This is a genomic window from Pseudorhodoferax sp. Leaf274, assembly GCF_001422445.1.
Taxonomy (GTDB): domain Bacteria; phylum Pseudomonadota; class Gammaproteobacteria; order Burkholderiales; family Burkholderiaceae_C; genus Pseudorhodoferax.
This window is the reverse complement of sequence record NZ_LMNA01000006.1, coordinates 164,865-180,905: the sequence shown is the minus strand read 5'-3', so window position 1 is coordinate 180,905 and position 16,041 is coordinate 164,865. Positions and strand designations below refer to the sequence as shown.

The 16,041-nt window shown below is 73.4% G+C and carries 15 protein-coding genes; 2 read left to right on the top strand and 13 right to left on the bottom strand.

Going from position 1 to position 16,041, the window contains the following annotated elements; all coding sequences use genetic code 11:
- The 11 genes from ASF44_RS11090 to ASF44_RS11040 all read right to left on the bottom strand — a co-directional run bounded on the left by ASF44_RS11090 (position 1) and on the right by ASF44_RS11040 (position 12,296).
- Positions 1-1,119, bottom strand: a complete 1,119-nt coding sequence (locus tag ASF44_RS11090; protein ID WP_056899274.1) for a substrate-binding domain-containing protein — start codon at positions 1,117-1,119, stop codon at positions 1-3.
- Between the two features lie 55 nt (positions 1,120-1,174).
- Entirely contained in the window at positions 1,175-1,993 is an 819-nt protein-coding gene (locus tag ASF44_RS11085; RefSeq protein ID WP_056899273.1) for a substrate-binding domain-containing protein, read from the bottom strand.
- A 93-nt stretch (positions 1,994-2,086) separates the two neighbouring features.
- Positions 2,087-4,012, bottom strand: a complete 1,926-nt coding sequence (locus ASF44_RS11080) for a molybdopterin biosynthesis protein (protein WP_056899272.1) — start codon at positions 4,010-4,012, stop codon at positions 2,087-2,089.
- A complete protein-coding gene (gene glp, locus ASF44_RS11075; RefSeq protein WP_235579190.1) occupies positions 4,009-5,238 on the bottom strand; it encodes a gephyrin-like molybdotransferase Glp in 1,230 nt (409 codons plus the stop codon). Before glp ends, ASF44_RS11080 begins: the two co-directional genes overlap by 4 nt.
- A gap of 65 nt (positions 5,239-5,303) precedes the next feature.
- Entirely contained in the window at positions 5,304-5,864 is a 561-nt protein-coding gene (locus ASF44_RS11070) for an NYN domain-containing protein (protein WP_056899270.1), read from the bottom strand.
- 31 nt (positions 5,865-5,895) lie between these two features.
- Positions 5,896-7,518: an alpha,alpha-trehalase TreF gene (treF, locus tag ASF44_RS11065; RefSeq protein WP_082524681.1), complete on the bottom strand. Its 1,623-nt coding sequence runs from the start codon at positions 7,516-7,518 to the stop codon at positions 5,896-5,898.
- A 43-nt stretch (positions 7,519-7,561) separates the two neighbouring features.
- The gene (locus ASF44_RS11060; RefSeq protein ID WP_056899269.1) at positions 7,562-8,476 is read right to left on the bottom strand and encodes a DMT family transporter; all 915 of its coding nucleotides are present in this window, start codon (positions 8,474-8,476) and stop codon (positions 7,562-7,564) included.
- A gap of 34 nt (positions 8,477-8,510) precedes the next feature.
- A complete protein-coding gene (locus ASF44_RS11055; RefSeq protein ID WP_082524689.1) occupies positions 8,511-8,939 on the bottom strand; it encodes a GNAT family acetyltransferase in 429 nt (142 codons plus the stop codon).
- Positions 8,940-8,946: 7 nt separating this feature from the next.
- Positions 8,947-10,590: a thiamine pyrophosphate-binding protein gene (locus ASF44_RS11050; protein ID WP_056899267.1), complete on the bottom strand. Its 1,644-nt coding sequence runs from the start codon at positions 10,588-10,590 to the stop codon at positions 8,947-8,949.
- Between the two features lie 49 nt (positions 10,591-10,639).
- Complete coding sequence (locus ASF44_RS11045) at positions 10,640-11,323, bottom strand: DUF6064 family protein (protein ID WP_156374449.1); 684 nt, start codon at positions 11,321-11,323, stop codon at positions 10,640-10,642.
- Positions 11,324-11,330: 7 nt separating this feature from the next.
- A complete protein-coding gene (locus ASF44_RS11040) occupies positions 11,331-12,296 on the bottom strand; it encodes an aldo/keto reductase (RefSeq protein WP_056899265.1) in 966 nt (321 codons plus the stop codon).
- 155 nt (positions 12,297-12,451) lie between these two features.
- Here ASF44_RS11040 and ASF44_RS11035 point away from each other — a divergent pair, with 155 nt between their 5' ends.
- Positions 12,452-13,024 carry a DUF3455 domain-containing protein gene (locus ASF44_RS11035; RefSeq protein ID WP_056899264.1) on the top strand — a complete coding sequence of 191 codons (573 nt, stop codon included), beginning with the start codon at positions 12,452-12,454 and terminating at the stop codon, positions 13,022-13,024.
- A gap of 178 nt (positions 13,025-13,202) precedes the next feature.
- A complete protein-coding gene (locus ASF44_RS33155) occupies positions 13,203-14,531 on the top strand; it encodes a PAS domain-containing methyl-accepting chemotaxis protein (protein ID WP_056899309.1) in 1,329 nt (442 codons plus the stop codon).
- Between the two features lie 46 nt (positions 14,532-14,577).
- On the opposite strand, the gene ASF44_RS11025 is transcribed toward ASF44_RS33155, so the two are convergent.
- Together ASF44_RS11025 and ASF44_RS11020 are read right to left on the bottom strand one after the other, a co-directional pair.
- Positions 14,578-15,417, bottom strand: a complete 840-nt coding sequence (locus ASF44_RS11025) for an outer membrane beta-barrel protein (protein ID WP_056899263.1) — start codon at positions 15,415-15,417, stop codon at positions 14,578-14,580.
- A gap of 136 nt (positions 15,418-15,553) precedes the next feature.
- Positions 15,554-16,021: an Lrp/AsnC family transcriptional regulator gene (locus ASF44_RS11020; RefSeq protein ID WP_056899262.1), complete on the bottom strand. Its 468-nt coding sequence runs from the start codon at positions 16,019-16,021 to the stop codon at positions 15,554-15,556.
- Positions 16,022-16,041 lie beyond the last annotated feature (20 nt).

Sequence of the window (16,041 nt, the reverse complement as noted above, 5' to 3'; positions counted from 1 at the left end):
TCACGTCTTCGGCCGCGCGTAGCGCCACCACGGCAGCGCCCTGGTCAGCGCCAGCACCTCGCCCGGCCGCTCCACGCCGTAGCCCGGCAGCCGGGCCAGCGCCTCGGCCCAGGCCGGCGAGGCCAGGCGCTGGCGCAGCGCGCGCAGCGGCGGCGTTTCCAGGTCTTCCTTGCGGCACAGCAGGTGGTAGTTCTCGTCGACCAGGGGCGCGAAGGACAGGCCCGCCTCGGCCGCGGCGGCCTCGATGCCGATGCCCACGTCCGCCGCGCCGCTGCCGATGGCCGCGGCCACCGCCACATGGGTGTCTTCCATGCAGCTGGTGTAGCCCGGCACTTCGTCGGGCGCCACGCCGCCCTGCGCGAGCAGGTGGTCCGTCAGCAGCCGCGTGCCCGAGGACGGCTGGCGCGAGACGAAGCGCCAGCGGCCCGTGCGCAACGCGGCGATGCTGGCGGGCCGCTCCTCGCCGGGGCGCCAGATCCAGCCCTGGCGCCGCCAATGGCTGCCGATCAGCTTGTGCTCGCCAGGCTGCAGCAGCGGCCGCAGCGCGCGGGCCATCACGCTGTCCGGCGCCGCGTCCCGCGCCACATGGAAGCCGGCGACGCGGCAGCGGCCCTCGTTCAGCGCGCGCAGTGCCTCCTGGCTGCCGGCGAAGCGCAGGCCGATGTGCAGCCCGTCGTGCGCCTCGGCCAGGGCCTGCAGGCGCGGCAGGCCGAGGTCGTGGCTGGCGAAGATCTCCAGCACCTGCAACGTGGCGTCGTCGGCCAGCGCGAACACGCGCGCGAGTTCGGCACGCAGCGCTTCCACATGCGGGGTCATGCGCACGCGTGCCTGGCGCTCGGCCCACAGCAGGCGCTGCGCGAACGGTGTCAGCCGCGCATGCCGGCCCTGGCCCCAGAGCACCAGCGGCGCGCCCAGCACCTCTTCCCAGTGCTTGAGCGAGCCCCAGGCATGGCGGTAGGAGGTGTTCTGCGCGCGGGCGGCGGCGCTGATGGAGCCCTGGGCCTGCAGGGCCGAGAGCAGGTCGAACAAGGGGTTCTCGATCTCGGCGCGCTGCTGGCTGCCGGCATCGGCGGTCTCGAAGGTGTAGCGCAGGTGGATGCCGCGGCGGGAGGAAGGCATGGGCAGGTGGTGCTGGATGCACCCAGTGTCCCATGGCCGCCGCGGCCGCCCGCCGTCACGGGCCCGCGTTCGGGAAGAACAGCTGCTCGCCGCCGATGGTGTAGGAGGCGATGGCGGCCTGGCCCGCGGCCGAGACCACCCAGTCGGCGAAGCCCTGCGCCAGGTCCTTCTTCGCATGCGGGTGCCTGGCGGGGTTCACCACGATCACGCCGTACTGGTTGAACAGCTGCCTGTCGCCTTCGACCACGATGCCCAGGTCGGCCCGGTTTTTGAAGTTGAGCCAGGTGCCGCGGTCGGACAGCACGTAGGCGTTGGTCGAGGCGGCGATGTTGAGCGCCGGCCCCATGCCGCAGCCGCACTCCTTGTAGCCGGCGGGCTTGGCGCTGGCCAGGTCGATGCCGGCCAGCTTCCACTGGCGCAGCTCGGCCGAGTGGGTGCCGCTCTTGTCGCCGCGCGAGACGAAGCTGGCGCCCTTCTCGCCCAGCCGCTTGAGCGCGGCGGCGATGTCGTTGCCGCGCACGCCGGCCGGATCGGACTTGGGGCCGATCAGCACGAAGTCGTTGTACATGACCGGGCGGCGCTCCAGGCCGAAGCCCTCGGCCACGAACTTCTCCTCGGCCGGCTGGTCGTGCACGAACAGCGCGTCGGCATCACCGCGGCGCGCCATGTCCAGCGCCTGGCCCGTGCCGACGGCCACCACGCGCACGGCGGTGCCGGTGGACTGCGTGAACTGCGGCAGCAGGTGCTTGAACAGGCCGGACTGCTCGGTCGAGGTGGTCGAGGCCAGCACGATGAACCTGTCCTGTGCCTGCACGGCGCAGGCGAGCAAGGTGGCGGGCAGGGCGATCAGCAGGAGTCGTTTGCGCAGCAGCATCGGGGCGGTGCCTTGGGAAGCAAGAGGAGGGCCGATTCTGGTGGCCTGCCTTCCTCTGCGCGATATGAACGGCGCTGCATAGGCGCCACTGTGTCAGCCGCCCGGATCGACGCGAAAGCCCAGCCCGCGCAGCGCGGTGCGCGCTGCGTCCGAGCGCAGCAGTGCGAGGAAGGCCTGCACCGGCGCCCGCGCCAGCCGGTCCCGGGGCAGCACGAAGTCGTAGCGCTCCTCCTGCACCGGGATGAAGCCCAGCCCGTACTGCCGCGCCACCGTGTCGATGGCCACGCCCCAGTCGGCGCGCTGTTGCGCCACGGCCACCGCCACGGCGTTGTGCGACTTGGTCTGCACCCCATAGCCCGCGGGCTGCGCGCCGCCGAGCAGCCGGTCGACCAGGATGCGCGTGCCGCTGCCGGCGTTGCGGTTGACCATCGCGCAGCCGGCATCGGTGCGGGCGGTGGCGATGGCCGTGGCCGCGTCGCGGCCCTCGAAACGCGCATCCCCGCGGCGGTACACGATGCCCTGCATGCGGCCGTAGCCCGCGACCAGCTCCAGCGCCGGCGTGAGCAGATGGGTGTTGTAGGTGCCCGTGGCCGGGTCCATGAGGTGGATGCCGCCCAGGTCGCACTCGCCGCGCCTGGCCGCCATCAGTCCGCCCGTGCTGCCCACGCTCATGGCCTTCACGCGCAGGCCCTGGCGTACCAGTTCGCCGGTCAGCCAGTCCAGGCCGACGCAGTGGCTGCCCACCAGGATCAGGTCCGCGGCCTGAAGCCCCTGGCCGAGCAGCTGCACCTGCACGGGCGCGCCCGCGTCGACGATCTCGGTGTGCTGGCCGATGGTGATGAAGCCGTCGGCGCTGCTGAAGGTGGTGACCGAGCCGGAGCCCTTGCCCATGGGGTAGGCGGCCAGCCCGTGCGCGGAGGGCACCAGGCCCACGAGCAGGTATTCGGTGCGGCCACGCTCGGAGTTCACGCGCATGGGCAGCGTCGCATCGACCAGCTGGCGCTGCTCGGGCGGGCGGCCCGCGAAGGCGCGGACCACGGGCGCCAGGAACTCGTGGAAGGTGAACACCGCCGAGGTCGGAAAGCCCGGCAGGATCACCACCGGCTTGCCCTGCGTCACGGCCAGGCACACCGGCTTGCCGGGCTTGAGCGCCACCCCATGCGCGACCACGCCGGGGTCCTGCAAGGCGGCCACGACGCGGTAGGACAGATCGCCCTCGCCCTTGGACGTGCCGCCGGAGAAGACCACGGCGTCGCACGCCAGGCCCTGGCGCAGCGCGGCCGACAGCTGCGCCTCGTCGTCCGGGACCACGCCCAGGCGCACCGGCACGCCGCCGAGCTCCTCGACCGCGGCCGCGAGGATGGCGGCGTTGGAGTCGTACACCGCGCCCACGGGCAGCGGCGAGCCGGGCGCCACGATCTCGTTGCCGGTGGAGAAGATCGCCACGCGCGGCTGGCGGCACACCTGCACCTGGGCCAGGCCCAGCGCCGCGAGCACGCCGATCTCGCGCGAACTCAGCGGCTGGCCCGCGCGCAGCACGGTCTCGCCGCGCGCGATGTCGGTGCCGGCGTAGCTCACGTTCTCGCCGGCCGTGGCCGCGCGGCGCACCAGCACGCTGCCGCCTTCCATGTCGGTGTGCTCGACCATCACCACCGCATCGGCGCCGCGCGGCAGCATGCCGCCCGTGGCGATGGGTGTGGCCGTGCCGGCCGCCACTTCGAACCGCGGCACCATGCCCGGCGCCAGGGTCTCGGCCGTGGGCGACAGCGGGCGCGGCTCCTCTTCCATCGCGCCCCAGGTGTCGGCGGCGCGCAGCGCGAAGCCGTCCACGTTGGAGCGGTCGAAGCCCGGCACGTCGACGGCGGCCACCACGTCCTCGGCCAGCACCCGGCCCAGCGCGCCATGCAGCGCGACGGACTCGCTGCCCAGCGGCACCAGCGTCAGGTGCGCGCGGAAGCGGCGCTCGGCTTCGTCGCGCGTGACGACCTGCAGGAATTGCGATTGGGCTTTCAAGGTCATGCGTAGAGGTGCACCGTCACTTCGGTGCCAGGGGCCTGGCCTTCGCTCTCGGCGGGCACGACGACGAAGCCGTCGGCCCGCGTCGTCGAGCTCAGCACCGAGGCGCCCGACAGCGCGATGGGCTCCACGCCGTCGCTGCCGATGCGCACGCGCACGTAGTCGACGCGGCCGACCTGCGAGACGATCTTGCGCGCGAGCAGGGCCTGCACGGCGCGGTAGGGCCAGTCGCCCGGCCGGCCGCCGATGCGGCGGATCGCACGTCCGGCGAAGAAGTCGTAGGCGCACAGGCAGGACACCGGGTTGCCCGGCAGCAGGAACGACAGCGCCCCGCCGATGCGGCCCATGCCGGCCGGGCTGGAGGGGCGCATCGCGATGCCGTGGATCGCCAGCTCGCCCAGGCTGGCGAGCAGGCGCGGCGCATGGTCTTCGGCGCCGACGCTGGAGCCGCCCGAGACCAGCACCACATCGGCGCCGGGCGCGGCCATGGCCTGCGCGATCTGCTGCGCGTCGTCGCCCAGCCGCTGGTGCGACTCGAGCAGGCCGCCATCGCGCGCCACCAGGCCCCGCAGCGTCATGGAGTTCGCGTCGTAGATCTCGTGCGGGCCCTTGGCCTGGCCGGGCGCGCGCACCTCGTTGCCCGTGACGAGCAGCCGCACGCGCGGCTGGCGCACCGCCTGCACCTGCGCCAAGCCCAGCGAGGCGGCGAGGCCCGTGTCCTGCGGCCGCAGCCGCCGGCCCGCGGCGAGCACCGTGCTGCCGCGGGCGATGTCCTCGCCCATGCGGCCCACGTGCTGCCCTGGCGCCACCGGCTGCGCGATGGCCACGCGCCCGGCGGTCTCGCTCGCGTACTCGGCGGGCAGCACGGCGTCCAGCCCCGCGGGCACCGGCGCGCCGGTCATGATGCGGATGGCGCAGCCCACCGGCACCGGCCCGTCGAACGGCCGGCCGGGCGAGGCCTGGCCCACCACGGCGAACTCCAGCGGGTTGTACGCGCCGGCGCCCGTGGTCTCGCCGCCGCGCAGCGCATAGCCGTCCATGGCTGCGCGGTCGAACTCGGGCACGTCGATGGGGGCGACGACGTCCTGCACGAGCACCCGCCCGGTGGCGTCTTCGAGCGCCACGGATTCAGCGGGCAGGCAGGGCGTGTGCGCGTCGATCCACGCGATGGCCGCCTGCACCTCGGTGCGCTGCGTGAAGCCGCGCATGCGCACGTCGGTGGGGGCCATGGGGGCAGGCTGGTGCATCGATTCCAGTATAGGAGTGGCGTTCTCGCCGCTGGTGGGCGCGGCCCTCAGCAGGCCGGGGCTTCCGGCGCCGCGGGCGTGCCGTCGCCGGCCAGGTCTTCGTACCAGAGGAAGGCGTCGCAGCTGCTGGCCCAGTGCCGGTTGGTGTTGGGCCGCGTGCCCACGCCGACCAGCCGGCGGCCGGCGGCGTGGATCTTCTGTGCCAGCGGCAGGAAGTCGCTGTCGCCGCCCACCACCACCACGGTGCGGATGTGGGGAAAGCGCGCGAGGTCTTCCATCGCGTCCAGGCTCAGCCGGATGTCGGCGCCGTTCTTGGCCGCGCCGCCGGGCGGGAACATCTGCACGAGGTCGATGCCGGCCTGCATCAGCGCGTCGCGGTAGCGGCTGAAGAACTGCCAGTTGCAGTAGGCGCGGTGGATCGCCAGCGGGCCCTGCGCGGCCGCGGCCGCGGTGACCGCCGCCACATCCACCAGCGGCTCCTGCAGCCTGAAGCGCACATCGGGCCTGGCATAGTGGCCTTCGCCGGAGCGCGCCTCCACCAGGCCCGCGTGCAGATTCTCGAAATCCCAGTACAGGGCGACGCGGGGCGTGTCTTGGTCGTGCGGCATGGGGGGCGATCGTAGCCGGCCCGGCAACCGCTCAGAGCCACTGGCGCGTGACGCCGTTGGTCCAGCCGAAGCCGTCCTGCAGCGGGTACTCGCCGCCGCTGCCGCCGCGGGCCTGCGGATGCGCGTGCAGTGCGTACTTCTCCACGAGCCGGTGCTCGCGCCGGTAGACCGCCTCCACGGTGCGCAGCCAGCGCGCGCGGATCTCGCCGGCCAGTCGCTCGCAGCCGTAGGCGGCCAGCCCCTGCACCGCCATCCACTGCAGCGGCGCCCAGCCGTTCGGCCGGTCCCACTGCTCGGCGCTTTGCCGCTCGGTGGTGGCCAGGCCGCCGGCCACGAGCAGGCTGTGCGCCAGCGTGTCGGCCAGGCGCCGTGCCTGCGCGGGGCTGGCGGTGTGCGTGAACAGCGGCGTGGCGGTGGCCGCGTGCAATGCGGTGCGCGGTGTTTCTTCGGGCCAGTCCAGGTCGAGCCAGGCACCGGCCTGCTCGTTCCAGAGCCAGCGGTCCATGGCCGCGTGGCGCGCATCGGCCAGCGCCTGGTGGCGGCGCGCGGTGGCGGCGTCGCCGGCCTGCGCCGCCAGCTGCGCGATGCGGCTCTCCAGCTTGTGCAGCAGCGCGTTGAGGTCCACCGGCAGGATCCGCGTGGTGCGGATGGTGGCCAGGGCCTGCAGCCGGTCGCTGCCTGGCGGCGGCGCGCCCAGCCAGCGGCTGCTGAAGTCCCAGCCCGATTCGGCGGCGGCGCGCAGGTCGCGGAACACCTCGCCCGCCGGGCGCTGCGGCGCGGCCGCGGCGGTGGCCACGTCCTCGCGCCAGGCCTCCTCGCGCGGCTGGTCGCGGTCGTCCCAGTAGCGGTTGAGCAGCGCGCCATCGGACAGGCGCACCACGCGCCGGTGCGCCTGGCCCGGCGCCAGCGCCGCGGCGCCGTCCATCCAGAAGGCATGCTCGCGCAGCAGCTGGGGCAGGTAGCGCAGCGCGCCCTGGCCGCCGCAGCCCTCGCAGAGTTCTGCCATGCAGGCGAACAGCGGCGGCTGCGAGCGGCTCAGGTAGTAGGTGCGCGTGCCGTTGGGCACGTGGCCGAAGCGGTCGATCAGGTAGGCGAAGTTGTCGGTCATCGCATGCAGCAGCTGCGTGTGGCCGCTGGCCGCCAGGCCCAGCATGGTGAAGTACGAATCCCAGTAGTACATCTCGACGAAGCGCCCGCCCGGCACCACATAAGGGTGCGGCAGGGCCAGCAGCGAGCCGCGGTGCGGGTGCTGGTCGGGGTGGCGCGTGAGCGCGTCCCACAGCCCGTCGATGTGGCCGCGCAGGTCCTCCGTCGGCGCCTGGGCCTCGCCGGCCCGTGCCGGCGCATGGTCCGGGCCAGCCAGTGCCGGCCGTTGCGGCGTGAAATGCGCGGCGACGAAGGCGCGCAGGTCGAAGCCCGGCGCGGCGCAGGCCTGCCGGTAGGCCGCGAGGATCTGCTGCGGCGCGCCCCGCGGTGCGCAGTCGGGAAAGGTCTTGCTGTCGGCGAACACGGCCTCGCGCTGCACCGCCACGAACAGTTCTTCGTAGCGGTCGGCCGGCGAATGCGTGTCCGGCGGCGGGTGGCGTTCGGCCGCGGCATGGCGGCTGGCGGGCTCGGTGTGGATGCCGCTGGCGGATGGCGGTGCTTGCTGCATGGACGCGCCGATCTTGCCCTGTCCGGCCGCCGCGCGCTGTCGGTCAACGCCGACCGCGCGAGAGCAGCACGATGCCGGCCAGCACCACCGCCGTGCCGGCGAGCTGGATCGGCGCCAGCCACTGGCCCAGCACGGCCCAGCCGATGAACAGCGTGGCGATGGGCTCCACGTTCATCATGGGCGCGTTGCGTGCCATGTCCAGCCGCGGCACGGTCACGAACAACAGCGTGAAACCGGCGGTGTACAGCAGCATCAGCACGGCCAGGCCGGCCCAGCCCTGGCCGTGCTGCGGCCAGGCCATGCCGCCCGGCACGGCGCCCCCCGCGCCGGCGATGGCCAGGCTGCTGCAGACCGTGAGCATGGTGTAGAAGCTGCGCACCGTGCCCGGCAGCGCGGCGAGCTTGCGGTCGGTGACCCACAGCGCGCAGGCGAACACCGAGGCCGCCGTCAGCGCGAAGGCCACGCCGGCCCCCCAGGCGATGCCGCCGGTGCCCGCACGGGCCTCTTGCAGCCGCGCCGGCACGTTCAGGGCCAGCAGCAGGCCGGCCAGCACCACGCCCATGACCAGGCTGGCGCGGCGCGTCGGTGCCGGGCCGCCGCAGGCCCAGGTGAGCAGCGCCAGCAGCACCGGGAAGGTGTTGCCCAGCAGCAGCGCCAGCGCCACCGGGATGCGGGCCACGGCCGAGTAGAGGCACAGGCTCTGCACCGCGATCAGCAGGCCCAGCAGCAGCTGCCAGCCGCGCGTGCCCGCCGGCAGCGCCAGGCGTTCGCGCCGCCAGGCGACCAAGGCCCCCAGCACCACGAGCGCGGTGCCCGCGCGGCACAACACGGCCGTCAGCACGCCGGCGCCGTCGTCGAACGCGAGCCGCGCGGCCACGTGGTTGCCGGCGAAGCAGCAGGCAATGGCCGACAGCAGCAGCAGGGCGGTGGGGCGGGGCAGCAGGGCGGGCGCGGGCATGGGGCGCGGATTGTGCCCCGGGCCATGGCGGGGCTCAGGGCGCAGGCGCGTCGGGGATCAGCCGCTTGCCCAGCGGCACGGCGTCGTCCACCGCATAGCCCAGCCGGCGGTAGAACGCCAGCACGGCGCTGTTGGTCGAGCGCACGAGCAGGCTCACCTTGGGGCAGCCCAGCGCGAGGAAGCGCTCCTCGATCCGCTGCATCAGCGCCGCGCCGTGCCCCTGGCCTTGCAGCTGCGGCGCCACGGCCAGGTAGTTGACCCAGCCGCGGTGGCCGTCGAAGCCGGCCATCACGCTGGCGACGATGCAACCTTCCAGTTCGCCCACGAGGAACAGCTCGCGCTGCACCGTGAGCTTGCGCGCGATGTCCTTGTGCGGGTCGTTCCAGGGGCGGGTCAGGCCGCAGGCCTGCCAGAGCGAGACGACGGCGGCTTCGTCGGCTTCGCGATAGGGGCGGATGTGCATGCCCATCTCAATGGCCCGTGGCTTGGCCGGCCAGCGCGCCGAACACCGGCGCCGGCTGGCCGTCGATGGCCACGTCGATGCAGGCGGGAAGCCCGCTGGCCAGGGCCTGGCGCAGGGCGCCTGCGATCTCGCCGGCCTCCCGCACCGCCAGCCCGAAGCCGCCCAGCGCCTGCGCCACCGCGTGGTAGCGCGCGCTGTCGGCCAGCTGGCAGCCGACCAGGCGCCCGGGCCCGTAGCTGCGCAGCTGGATCTGGTGCTCGGCGTTCCAGCGCAGGTCGTTGCCGATCACCGCGATGACCGGGGCGGACGCGCGCACGGCCGTGTCCAGCTCCATGAGATGAAAGCCGGCCGTGCCGTCGCCCATCAGCACCACCACCGTTGCCTCGGGCCGCGCGATCTTGGCGGCGATGGCCTGGCACAGCCCGCCGCCGATCGCGCCTGCCACGCCGTTGACGATGCGCACGCCGGCCGTGCAGAAGGCCTGGGCCCACTGGCCGAACTCGCCGCCGTCGCAGACCACGATGGGTTCGTGCGCGGTGGCGAGGAAGCGCTGCACTTCTTCGCACAGCGCGCGCGAGCCGATGCGCGCGTCGGCGGCGGTGGGGTGCCCGGCCTGCACGCGCGTGGCCCGCGCGGCCGCCACCTGGCGCAGCCAGGCGCTGCGTTCGGGCGCGGGGGCGGTGCGTTCGGCACGGTCGGCCGCCGCGTCGAGCGCGGCACCGGGCTCGCACACGCAGGCCAGCGCCAGCCGTTCGCCGAGCAGGTGGCGGGCGCGCTCGACCAGGGCCGGGTCCGGGTCGAGCACGGCCACGCGGGCCTGCGGCCCGAACACGCTGGTGCGCCCGAACCCCAGCGTGAAGTCCAGCGGCTTGCCGGCCAGCACCAGCAGGTCGGCGCCGGCCAGGCATTGGGCGGCGGCGCCCAGCGAGGGGTCGCGCAGGCCGCGCGGGCTTTCCAGGCAGAGCACCGGCGCGGCCAGGCGTTCGCCACGCGCGAGCCAGGCCGCATGCCGGTGCGCGCGCGCGGCGTCCGGGCCGGCCAGCACGAGCGGGCTGCGTGCCTGGGCCAGCAGCGTGGCCAGCGTGCCGACGGTGGCGGCGTCGGCGTTGGGGGGCGGTGCGGCCGCGGGCAGGGGCGGCAGGTCGGCCAGCCCGCTGTCGGCCGTCAGCAGGTCGAACGGCAGCGCCAGGTGCACCGGCCCGCGGCGCGGGGCCAGCGCCAGGGCGATGGCGCCGTCGACGGCGCCGGCCAGTTCGTCCAGCGTGCCCACGCGGCGCGCGGCCTTGGTCACGGGGCGCGTCATGCCGGGCTGGTCGAGCGCCTGGAACGCGCCCAGGCCGTCCTCGGCCAGCGGCGCGTCGCCGGACAGCAGCAGCACCGGGCTTTCGGCGTGCAGCGCCGACATCAGCGGCGCGACGCCATTGGCCAGGCCGGGGCCGGCCGTCAGCAGGGCCACGCCGACACCGCCCGTGACCTGGGCCCAGGCATCGGCCATGAAGACGGCCGCGGCCTCGTGGCGCACGTGGACGATGCGGATGCCGGCGTCGATGCAGGCATCGTAGACCGGCATGATCTGGTTGCCCGACAGGCTGAAGACGGTGGTGACGCCCTGGCGCGCGAGCGCGCGGACGACGAGTTGGGAGCCGAGCATGGGTTCCTTGCAGGAGAGGGCGCGGCCGGCAGGCCGCAGGCGGGGCAATCTACCGCAGGCCGGCCGTGTTCCTGCCGGCCGCAGCCACCAGGGCCAGCACCGGCGCGCCGGCCAGCCACCACCAGGCCGGCATGGCCAGCGTCCACAGCGTGGCTGCGCTGGCGGCGCACCACAGCAGCGGCCCCAGCCAGGCCGCGGCCTGCCAGGGCGCCGGGCCCGGGCGCTGCAGCAGCACCAGCAGGCCCAGCGTGCCGACGGCCGTGGCGTCGGGTGTGAGGCCGAACAGCGCCGCCTGCTGCCAGGGGCGCTGCGGCAGCAGTTCGGCCACCGGCTGCAGCAGCACGGCGCAGGCCAGCAGGCCGAGCCCAAGGGCGCGCGGCCAGCCGGCCGCGGCCTGCACGCGCCAGCGGCTGGCGGGCCGCGCGATCCAGGCCAGCGCCAGCGCCTGCAGCGCAAAGCCCGCGGCGAACCAGGGCGCCGCGCTGTGGATGCCGGCATAGCGCCGCCAGTGGAAGGCCCAGGCCGTCCACAGCCAGCCCGCGGCGACGATCGCGCAGGCCAGGCGCCAGCGGGCCGGCCGGCGCGCCAGCAGCCACAGCACCAGGATGCCCAGCGGCAACGCCACCAGCTGCGCCGGCCACACCTGCGCGTTGTAGAGCGCGAACAGGCGCTCGTAGGTCGCCGGCGCGAACATGAGGAAGTCCTCGAGCCGGTAGGTCCACCACTCTGACATGCGCGGCCTACAGCGCCGCCACGTGCCCGGCCATGCGCCGGCGCAGGGCCGCGTCGGGCAGCGGGCCGCGCGCGGCATCCATGTTCTGGCGCAGGTGCGCGACTTGGCTGGTCGCGGGAATGGCGCAGGTCACGGCCGGGTGCGACACCACGAACTTGAGCGCCACCTGGGCCCAGTGGCGGCAGCCGATCTCGGCGGCCCAGCCGGGCAGCGGGTGGCGCTGCAGCTGCTGCAGCAACGCACCCTGGCGGAACGGCCTGTTGACCAGCACGGCGATGCCGCGCTCGGCCGCCAGCGGCAGCAGGCGCTGCTCGGCCTCGCGGTCGAGCAGGTTGTAGCTGAACTGCACGAAGTCCAGCGGGTGGCGGTCCATGATGGCTTCGAACTCCCGGTGGCGGCGCCCCTCGGAGGTGGTGATGCCCACGTGCCGCAGCCGGCCGGCGGCCTTCATCTCGAACAGGCGCGGCAGCTGCGTCTCCCAGTCCAGCAGGTTGTGCACCTGCAGCAGGTCGAACGGCCGCGCCAGCCGCCAGTGGGCCTGCGAAGCCGCGATCTGGTCGGCGCCGCGCGCCGCGCCACGGGTCCATACCTTGTCGGCCGCGTACAGCGGCGGCTGCTGCAACCCGGCCAGGGCATGGCCGATCACCTGCTGGGCCGAACCGTACATGGGCGAGGAATCGATCAGCCGGCCGCCCGCGGCGAAGAACGCCTGCACCACGGCCGCGGCCGCCGCGCGGCCCTGCGGGTCGTCGCCCACGTTGAAGGTGATCCAGCTGCCCAGGCCGACCACGGGCAGCGCATCGCCGCTGGAGGGCACAGGCCGCGTCAGCAACGCGGCCGGCGTGGCCTGGGCGCCGGCGGGCCGCACCAGGGACAGCGACAGGCAGGCCGCGGCCGCGCGCAGCAGCGCGCGGCGGGCGGTGGACGGTGGGCCTGGCGGCGGGTCGGGGAGGTGGTGCGGGGAGCGCGGCATGGTCCCGGGTGCGATGCGGTTCGGCAGGCGAAGTTCAGTGGCGGACCCATCGCCGGAGCCCGCGATGCCCTGACAAATTGTTGCAATTGCGCTGCATCCAGGGCGCCCGCCCGCCAGTAGTGGCTTGCACGTTCAACCCACAGGAGAGAGTCCCCATGCGCATCCACCCCACGACCCGTTTCGCCACCGCCGGCCTGGCCGTTTCCGCCGCCGCGCTGCTCGCGGCCTGCGGCTCCATGTCCGGTCCCGCAGGCATGGCGTTCTCGCAGGCCGGCCTGCCGGCCAGCATCCAGGTGCCGGCCGGCAACCGGGTGGCGCTGGAGACCGTCGGCAAGGGCGAGATCCTGTACGAATGCCGCGACAAGGCCGGCATGCCGGGCCAGGTCGAGTGGACCTTCGTCGGTCCGGAGGCCAGGCTGATGGACCGCGCCGGCAAGCAGGTCGGCCGCTACTACGGCCCGCCGGCCACCTGGGAGTCCAGCGACGGCTCCAAGCTCACGGCCACGCAGCTGGCCGTGGCACCTTCGGGCCCCACCAGCCTGCCGTACCAGCTGGTCAAGGCCAATCCCGCGATGGGCACCGGCGCCATGACCGGCGTGACCTACATCCAGCGCGTGGCCCTGCAAGGCGGCGTGGCGCCCACCACCATGGCGTGCACGGCGTCCGGCAAGGGCCAGCGCGTGACCGTGCCCTACCAGGCCGACTACATCTTCTGGAAGGCGGCCTGACCGCGGCGCAGGAGCGGCAGCGTCCGGAAACGGTGTTGCTTCTGCGTCCATTCGCATCTATTGCAATGCCAATCTGAGAAAAGATTGGCTTGTTTTCCGTGCATGACAGCCACAATCCAGGGATTCCGTTTCGCCGAACCGTCGGCCCGCCTGTTCCAAGGAACTCCCCATGAATCCGTTGCGTGCACTGTCCTCGATCCTTCCCGGCCGCGGCGCCCGTGCGCGGCGGCAGCTGCAGGCGCTGTACGGCAACCAGGCGGTGGTCGAGTTCGATCCGGACGGGCGGGTGCGCAAGGCCAATGCCCAGTTCCTGGCCTTGATGGGCTACAGCCTGGACGCGCTGCGCGGCCAGCACCACCGCATCTTCCTGGACATGGCGGAGCACGACGAACGGGCCTACGGCCAGTTCTGGGAGCGGCTGCGCCGTGGCGAGGCCTTCGTCGGCCGCTGCAAGCGCCTGACCGGCGCCGGCCAGGAGGTCTGGCTGCAGGCCAACTACAGCCCGGTGCTGGACCGGTCGGGCCGCGTGGTGCGGGTCGTCAAGTACGCGATGGACATCTCGGCCGAGGTGCTGCGCGATGCCGAGGCGACCAGCCAGCTCGCCGCCGTGGGCCGGGCCCAGGCCGTCATCGAGTTCACGCTGGACGGCCACATCCTGCGCTGCAACCGCAACTTCCTCGATGCCATGGGCTATGCGTCGGAGGACGAACTGGTCGGGCGCCACCACAGCATGTTCGTGGCGCCGCAGGAGCGTGCCTCGCGCGAGTACGCCGCGTTCTGGAACCGGCTGGCCGCGGGCGAACACCACCGCGGCCAGTTCCGCCGCATCGGCCGCCAGGGCAACGACGTGTGGATCGAGGCCAACTACAGCCCCGTGGTGAACCAGTCCGGCCAGCCGTTCAAGGTCGTCAAGTACGCCACCGACATCACGGCGCGGTTCGAGGCCACGCGCCTGGTGCAACAGGCGTTCGAGCAGCTGCAGCAACTGGTGCGCGACGGCGCCGAGCGCGCGCACGGCGCCCACGCCCACACGCGCGATGTGGCGGCGGCGGCGCTGGCCGGCGACCAGGCCATTGGCAGCGCCGTGCAGAGCATGGAGCAGATCAGCGCCGATTCGCGCCGCATCGGCGAGATGGTGGGCCTGATCGACGGCATCGCGTTCCAGACCAACCTGCTGGCGCTGAACGCTGCCGTGGAGGCTGCGCGCGCGGGCGAGCAGGGCCGCGGCTTCGCCGTGGTCGCTGGCGAGGTGCGCAACCTGGCACGGCGCAGCGCCGACGCGGCCCGCGAGATCAAGACGGTGATCGGCGCCTCGGCGCAAAGCGTGCTGACCGGCAACGCACGCGTGCACGACACCGGCCGCGCCATCCAGCAGATGCAGCAGGCCGCCGGCCGCGCCAGCGACATCATGGACGGCATCGTCCAGGCCGCGCGCACGCAGGATGCCCGGCTGGGCGCCGTGCGCCAGGCCATGGGCCAGCTCGAGAACGCGGTCGTGCGCGGCTGACCGTTCCCTGGCGCCGCTGCGCCTGGCGCCCGCGCGGCGCTGGCGCTCAGAAGCCGGCCTGCAGGAACAGCTGCGGCCCGCTCATGCGGTAGTTCAGTTCACCCGAGAAGTTGCGCGCATCGGCGTCCACGCGCAGGTCGTGGTAGCGCCAGCCCAGGCCGACACCGACGTTGGGCGTGACCCGGTAGAGCGCATTGGCCTGCAGGTTCACGAGCCGGCCGTCGTAGTCGCCCACGTTCAGCTTGAACAGGTCGATGCGGCCATTGAGCTCCCAGCGCGGGGCGATGCGGTAGTTGCCATACACGCCGATGGTGGGTGCCGGCACGGTTTCCGAGCGCCGCTCGGTGAACGCCCCCACGAACTGGCCGTTGACGATGGCCGCGCCGCGCACGCTGATCAGCGCGTCGGTGACATGCGCGCCCACCAGCAGGCCGGCCTCGCGGTCGGCGTCCTTCAGGAACGAGTAGCCCGCGCTGAGCCGGTAGGTGCGCGTGCGCATGCGCGTGTCGATGTTGGCGCTGAACTGGGCATCGCCGAAGCGCAGCCCGCTGGTGGTGGCGTTGGCGCTGCGGTTCAGCGAGAAATACTCGAACTCGGCGCGCCAGCGCTCGCCCATCCGCACGCCGAGCAGCGCCGCCGGCACCGTCTTGTGGCCGGCCAGGCCAAAGTCGTCCTCGCCATTGAGCGGCGTGCCGCGCAGCACGCTGTCGGTGTCGTCCACGCGCAGGTTGGTGTCCACGCTGGGGCGGAACGCCGACAGCTGGAGCCAGACGCGCGGGTCCTGCTGGAATGTCAGGCCCTGGGCCTGGGCCATGGCACCGCTGGCACCGCAGGCCAGCGCCGCCGTCAGAAGACCATGGGTGGAAAACTGCCGGCTGCTGCGCATGGGGAGGCCTTTCTGCTCGTGGGTTGAACGCCAATGGCGGCGCATTTGCGCATGATCGAGCGCAAATGTGGCAGCGTCGCTGCGCACTGGCGGTTTTGCACGTCAGCCAAGGCCGTGCCGCGGCGTAGGCCCCGGCCTACACCGGCACGGTGGACTGCTTGAGCACGCGCAGCACGAAGTGCGACTTGCTGTGCCGGATGCCCGGGATCTTGTAGAGCTTCTCGCGCAGCAGCCGCTCGTAGTCGCGCGTGTCGCGCACGGCGATGCGGATGTAGTAGTCGTAGTCGCCCGAGACCAGGTAGGCCTCCAGGATCTCGGGGATGGTGGCCAGCACCTGGCCGAAGGCGTAGAGCGTGTCCTCGGTGTGGCTCTCCAGGGTGAGCTGCACGATCACGGTGTCGTGGTAGCCCAGGCTGGCCGGGTTCACCGCCACGGTGTAGCGCTGGATCACGCCCTCGTCCTGCAGGCGCTTGATGCGGCTCCAGCAGCTGGTGGGCGACAGGCCCACCTCGGCGCCGATCTCCTGCAGCGTGCGGCGCGCGTCCTGCAGCAGGATGCGCAGGATGGCGAGATCGGTCTTGTCGAAAATTCTTCCGTCGGACATGGGTTGAGCCGTTTGAAATT

Coding starts and splice junctions, on each gene's coding strand:
- ASF44_RS11090 (WP_056899274.1), bottom strand. CDS start 1,119: ATGCCTTCCTCCCGCCGCGGCATCCACCTGCGCTACACCTTCGAGACC.
- ASF44_RS11085 (WP_056899273.1), bottom strand. CDS start 1,993: ATGCTGCTGCGCAAACGACTCCTGCTGATCGCCCTGCCCGCCACCTTG.
- ASF44_RS11080 (WP_056899272.1), bottom strand. CDS start 4,012: ATGACCTTGAAAGCCCAATCGCAATTCCTGCAGGTCGTCACGCGCGAC.
- glp (WP_235579190.1), bottom strand. CDS start 5,238: ATGGCCCCCACCGACGTGCGCATGCGCGGCTTCACGCAGCGCACCGAG.
- ASF44_RS11070 (WP_056899270.1), bottom strand. CDS start 5,864: ATGCCGCACGACCAAGACACGCCCCGCGTCGCCCTGTACTGGGATTTC.
- treF (WP_082524681.1), bottom strand. CDS start 7,518: ATGCAGCAAGCACCGCCATCCGCCAGCGGCATCCACACCGAGCCCGCC.
- ASF44_RS11060 (WP_056899269.1), bottom strand. CDS start 8,476: ATGCCCGCGCCCGCCCTGCTGCCCCGCCCCACCGCCCTGCTGCTGCTG.
- ASF44_RS11055 (WP_082524689.1), bottom strand. CDS start 8,939: ATGCACATCCGCCCCTATCGCGAAGCCGACGAAGCCGCCGTCGTCTCG.
- ASF44_RS11050 (WP_056899267.1), bottom strand. CDS start 10,590: ATGCTCGGCTCCCAACTCGTCGTCCGCGCGCTCGCGCGCCAGGGCGTC.
- ASF44_RS11045 (WP_156374449.1), bottom strand. CDS start 11,323: ATGTCAGAGTGGTGGACCTACCGGCTCGAGGACTTCCTCATGTTCGCG.
- ASF44_RS11040 (WP_056899265.1), bottom strand. CDS start 12,296: ATGCCGCGCTCCCCGCACCACCTCCCCGACCCGCCGCCAGGCCCACCG.
- ASF44_RS11035 (WP_056899264.1), top strand. CDS start 12,452: ATGCGCATCCACCCCACGACCCGTTTCGCCACCGCCGGCCTGGCCGTT.
- ASF44_RS11025 (WP_056899263.1), bottom strand. CDS start 15,417: ATGCGCAGCAGCCGGCAGTTTTCCACCCATGGTCTTCTGACGGCGGCG.
- ASF44_RS11020 (WP_056899262.1), bottom strand. CDS start 16,021: ATGTCCGACGGAAGAATTTTCGACAAGACCGATCTCGCCATCCTGCGC.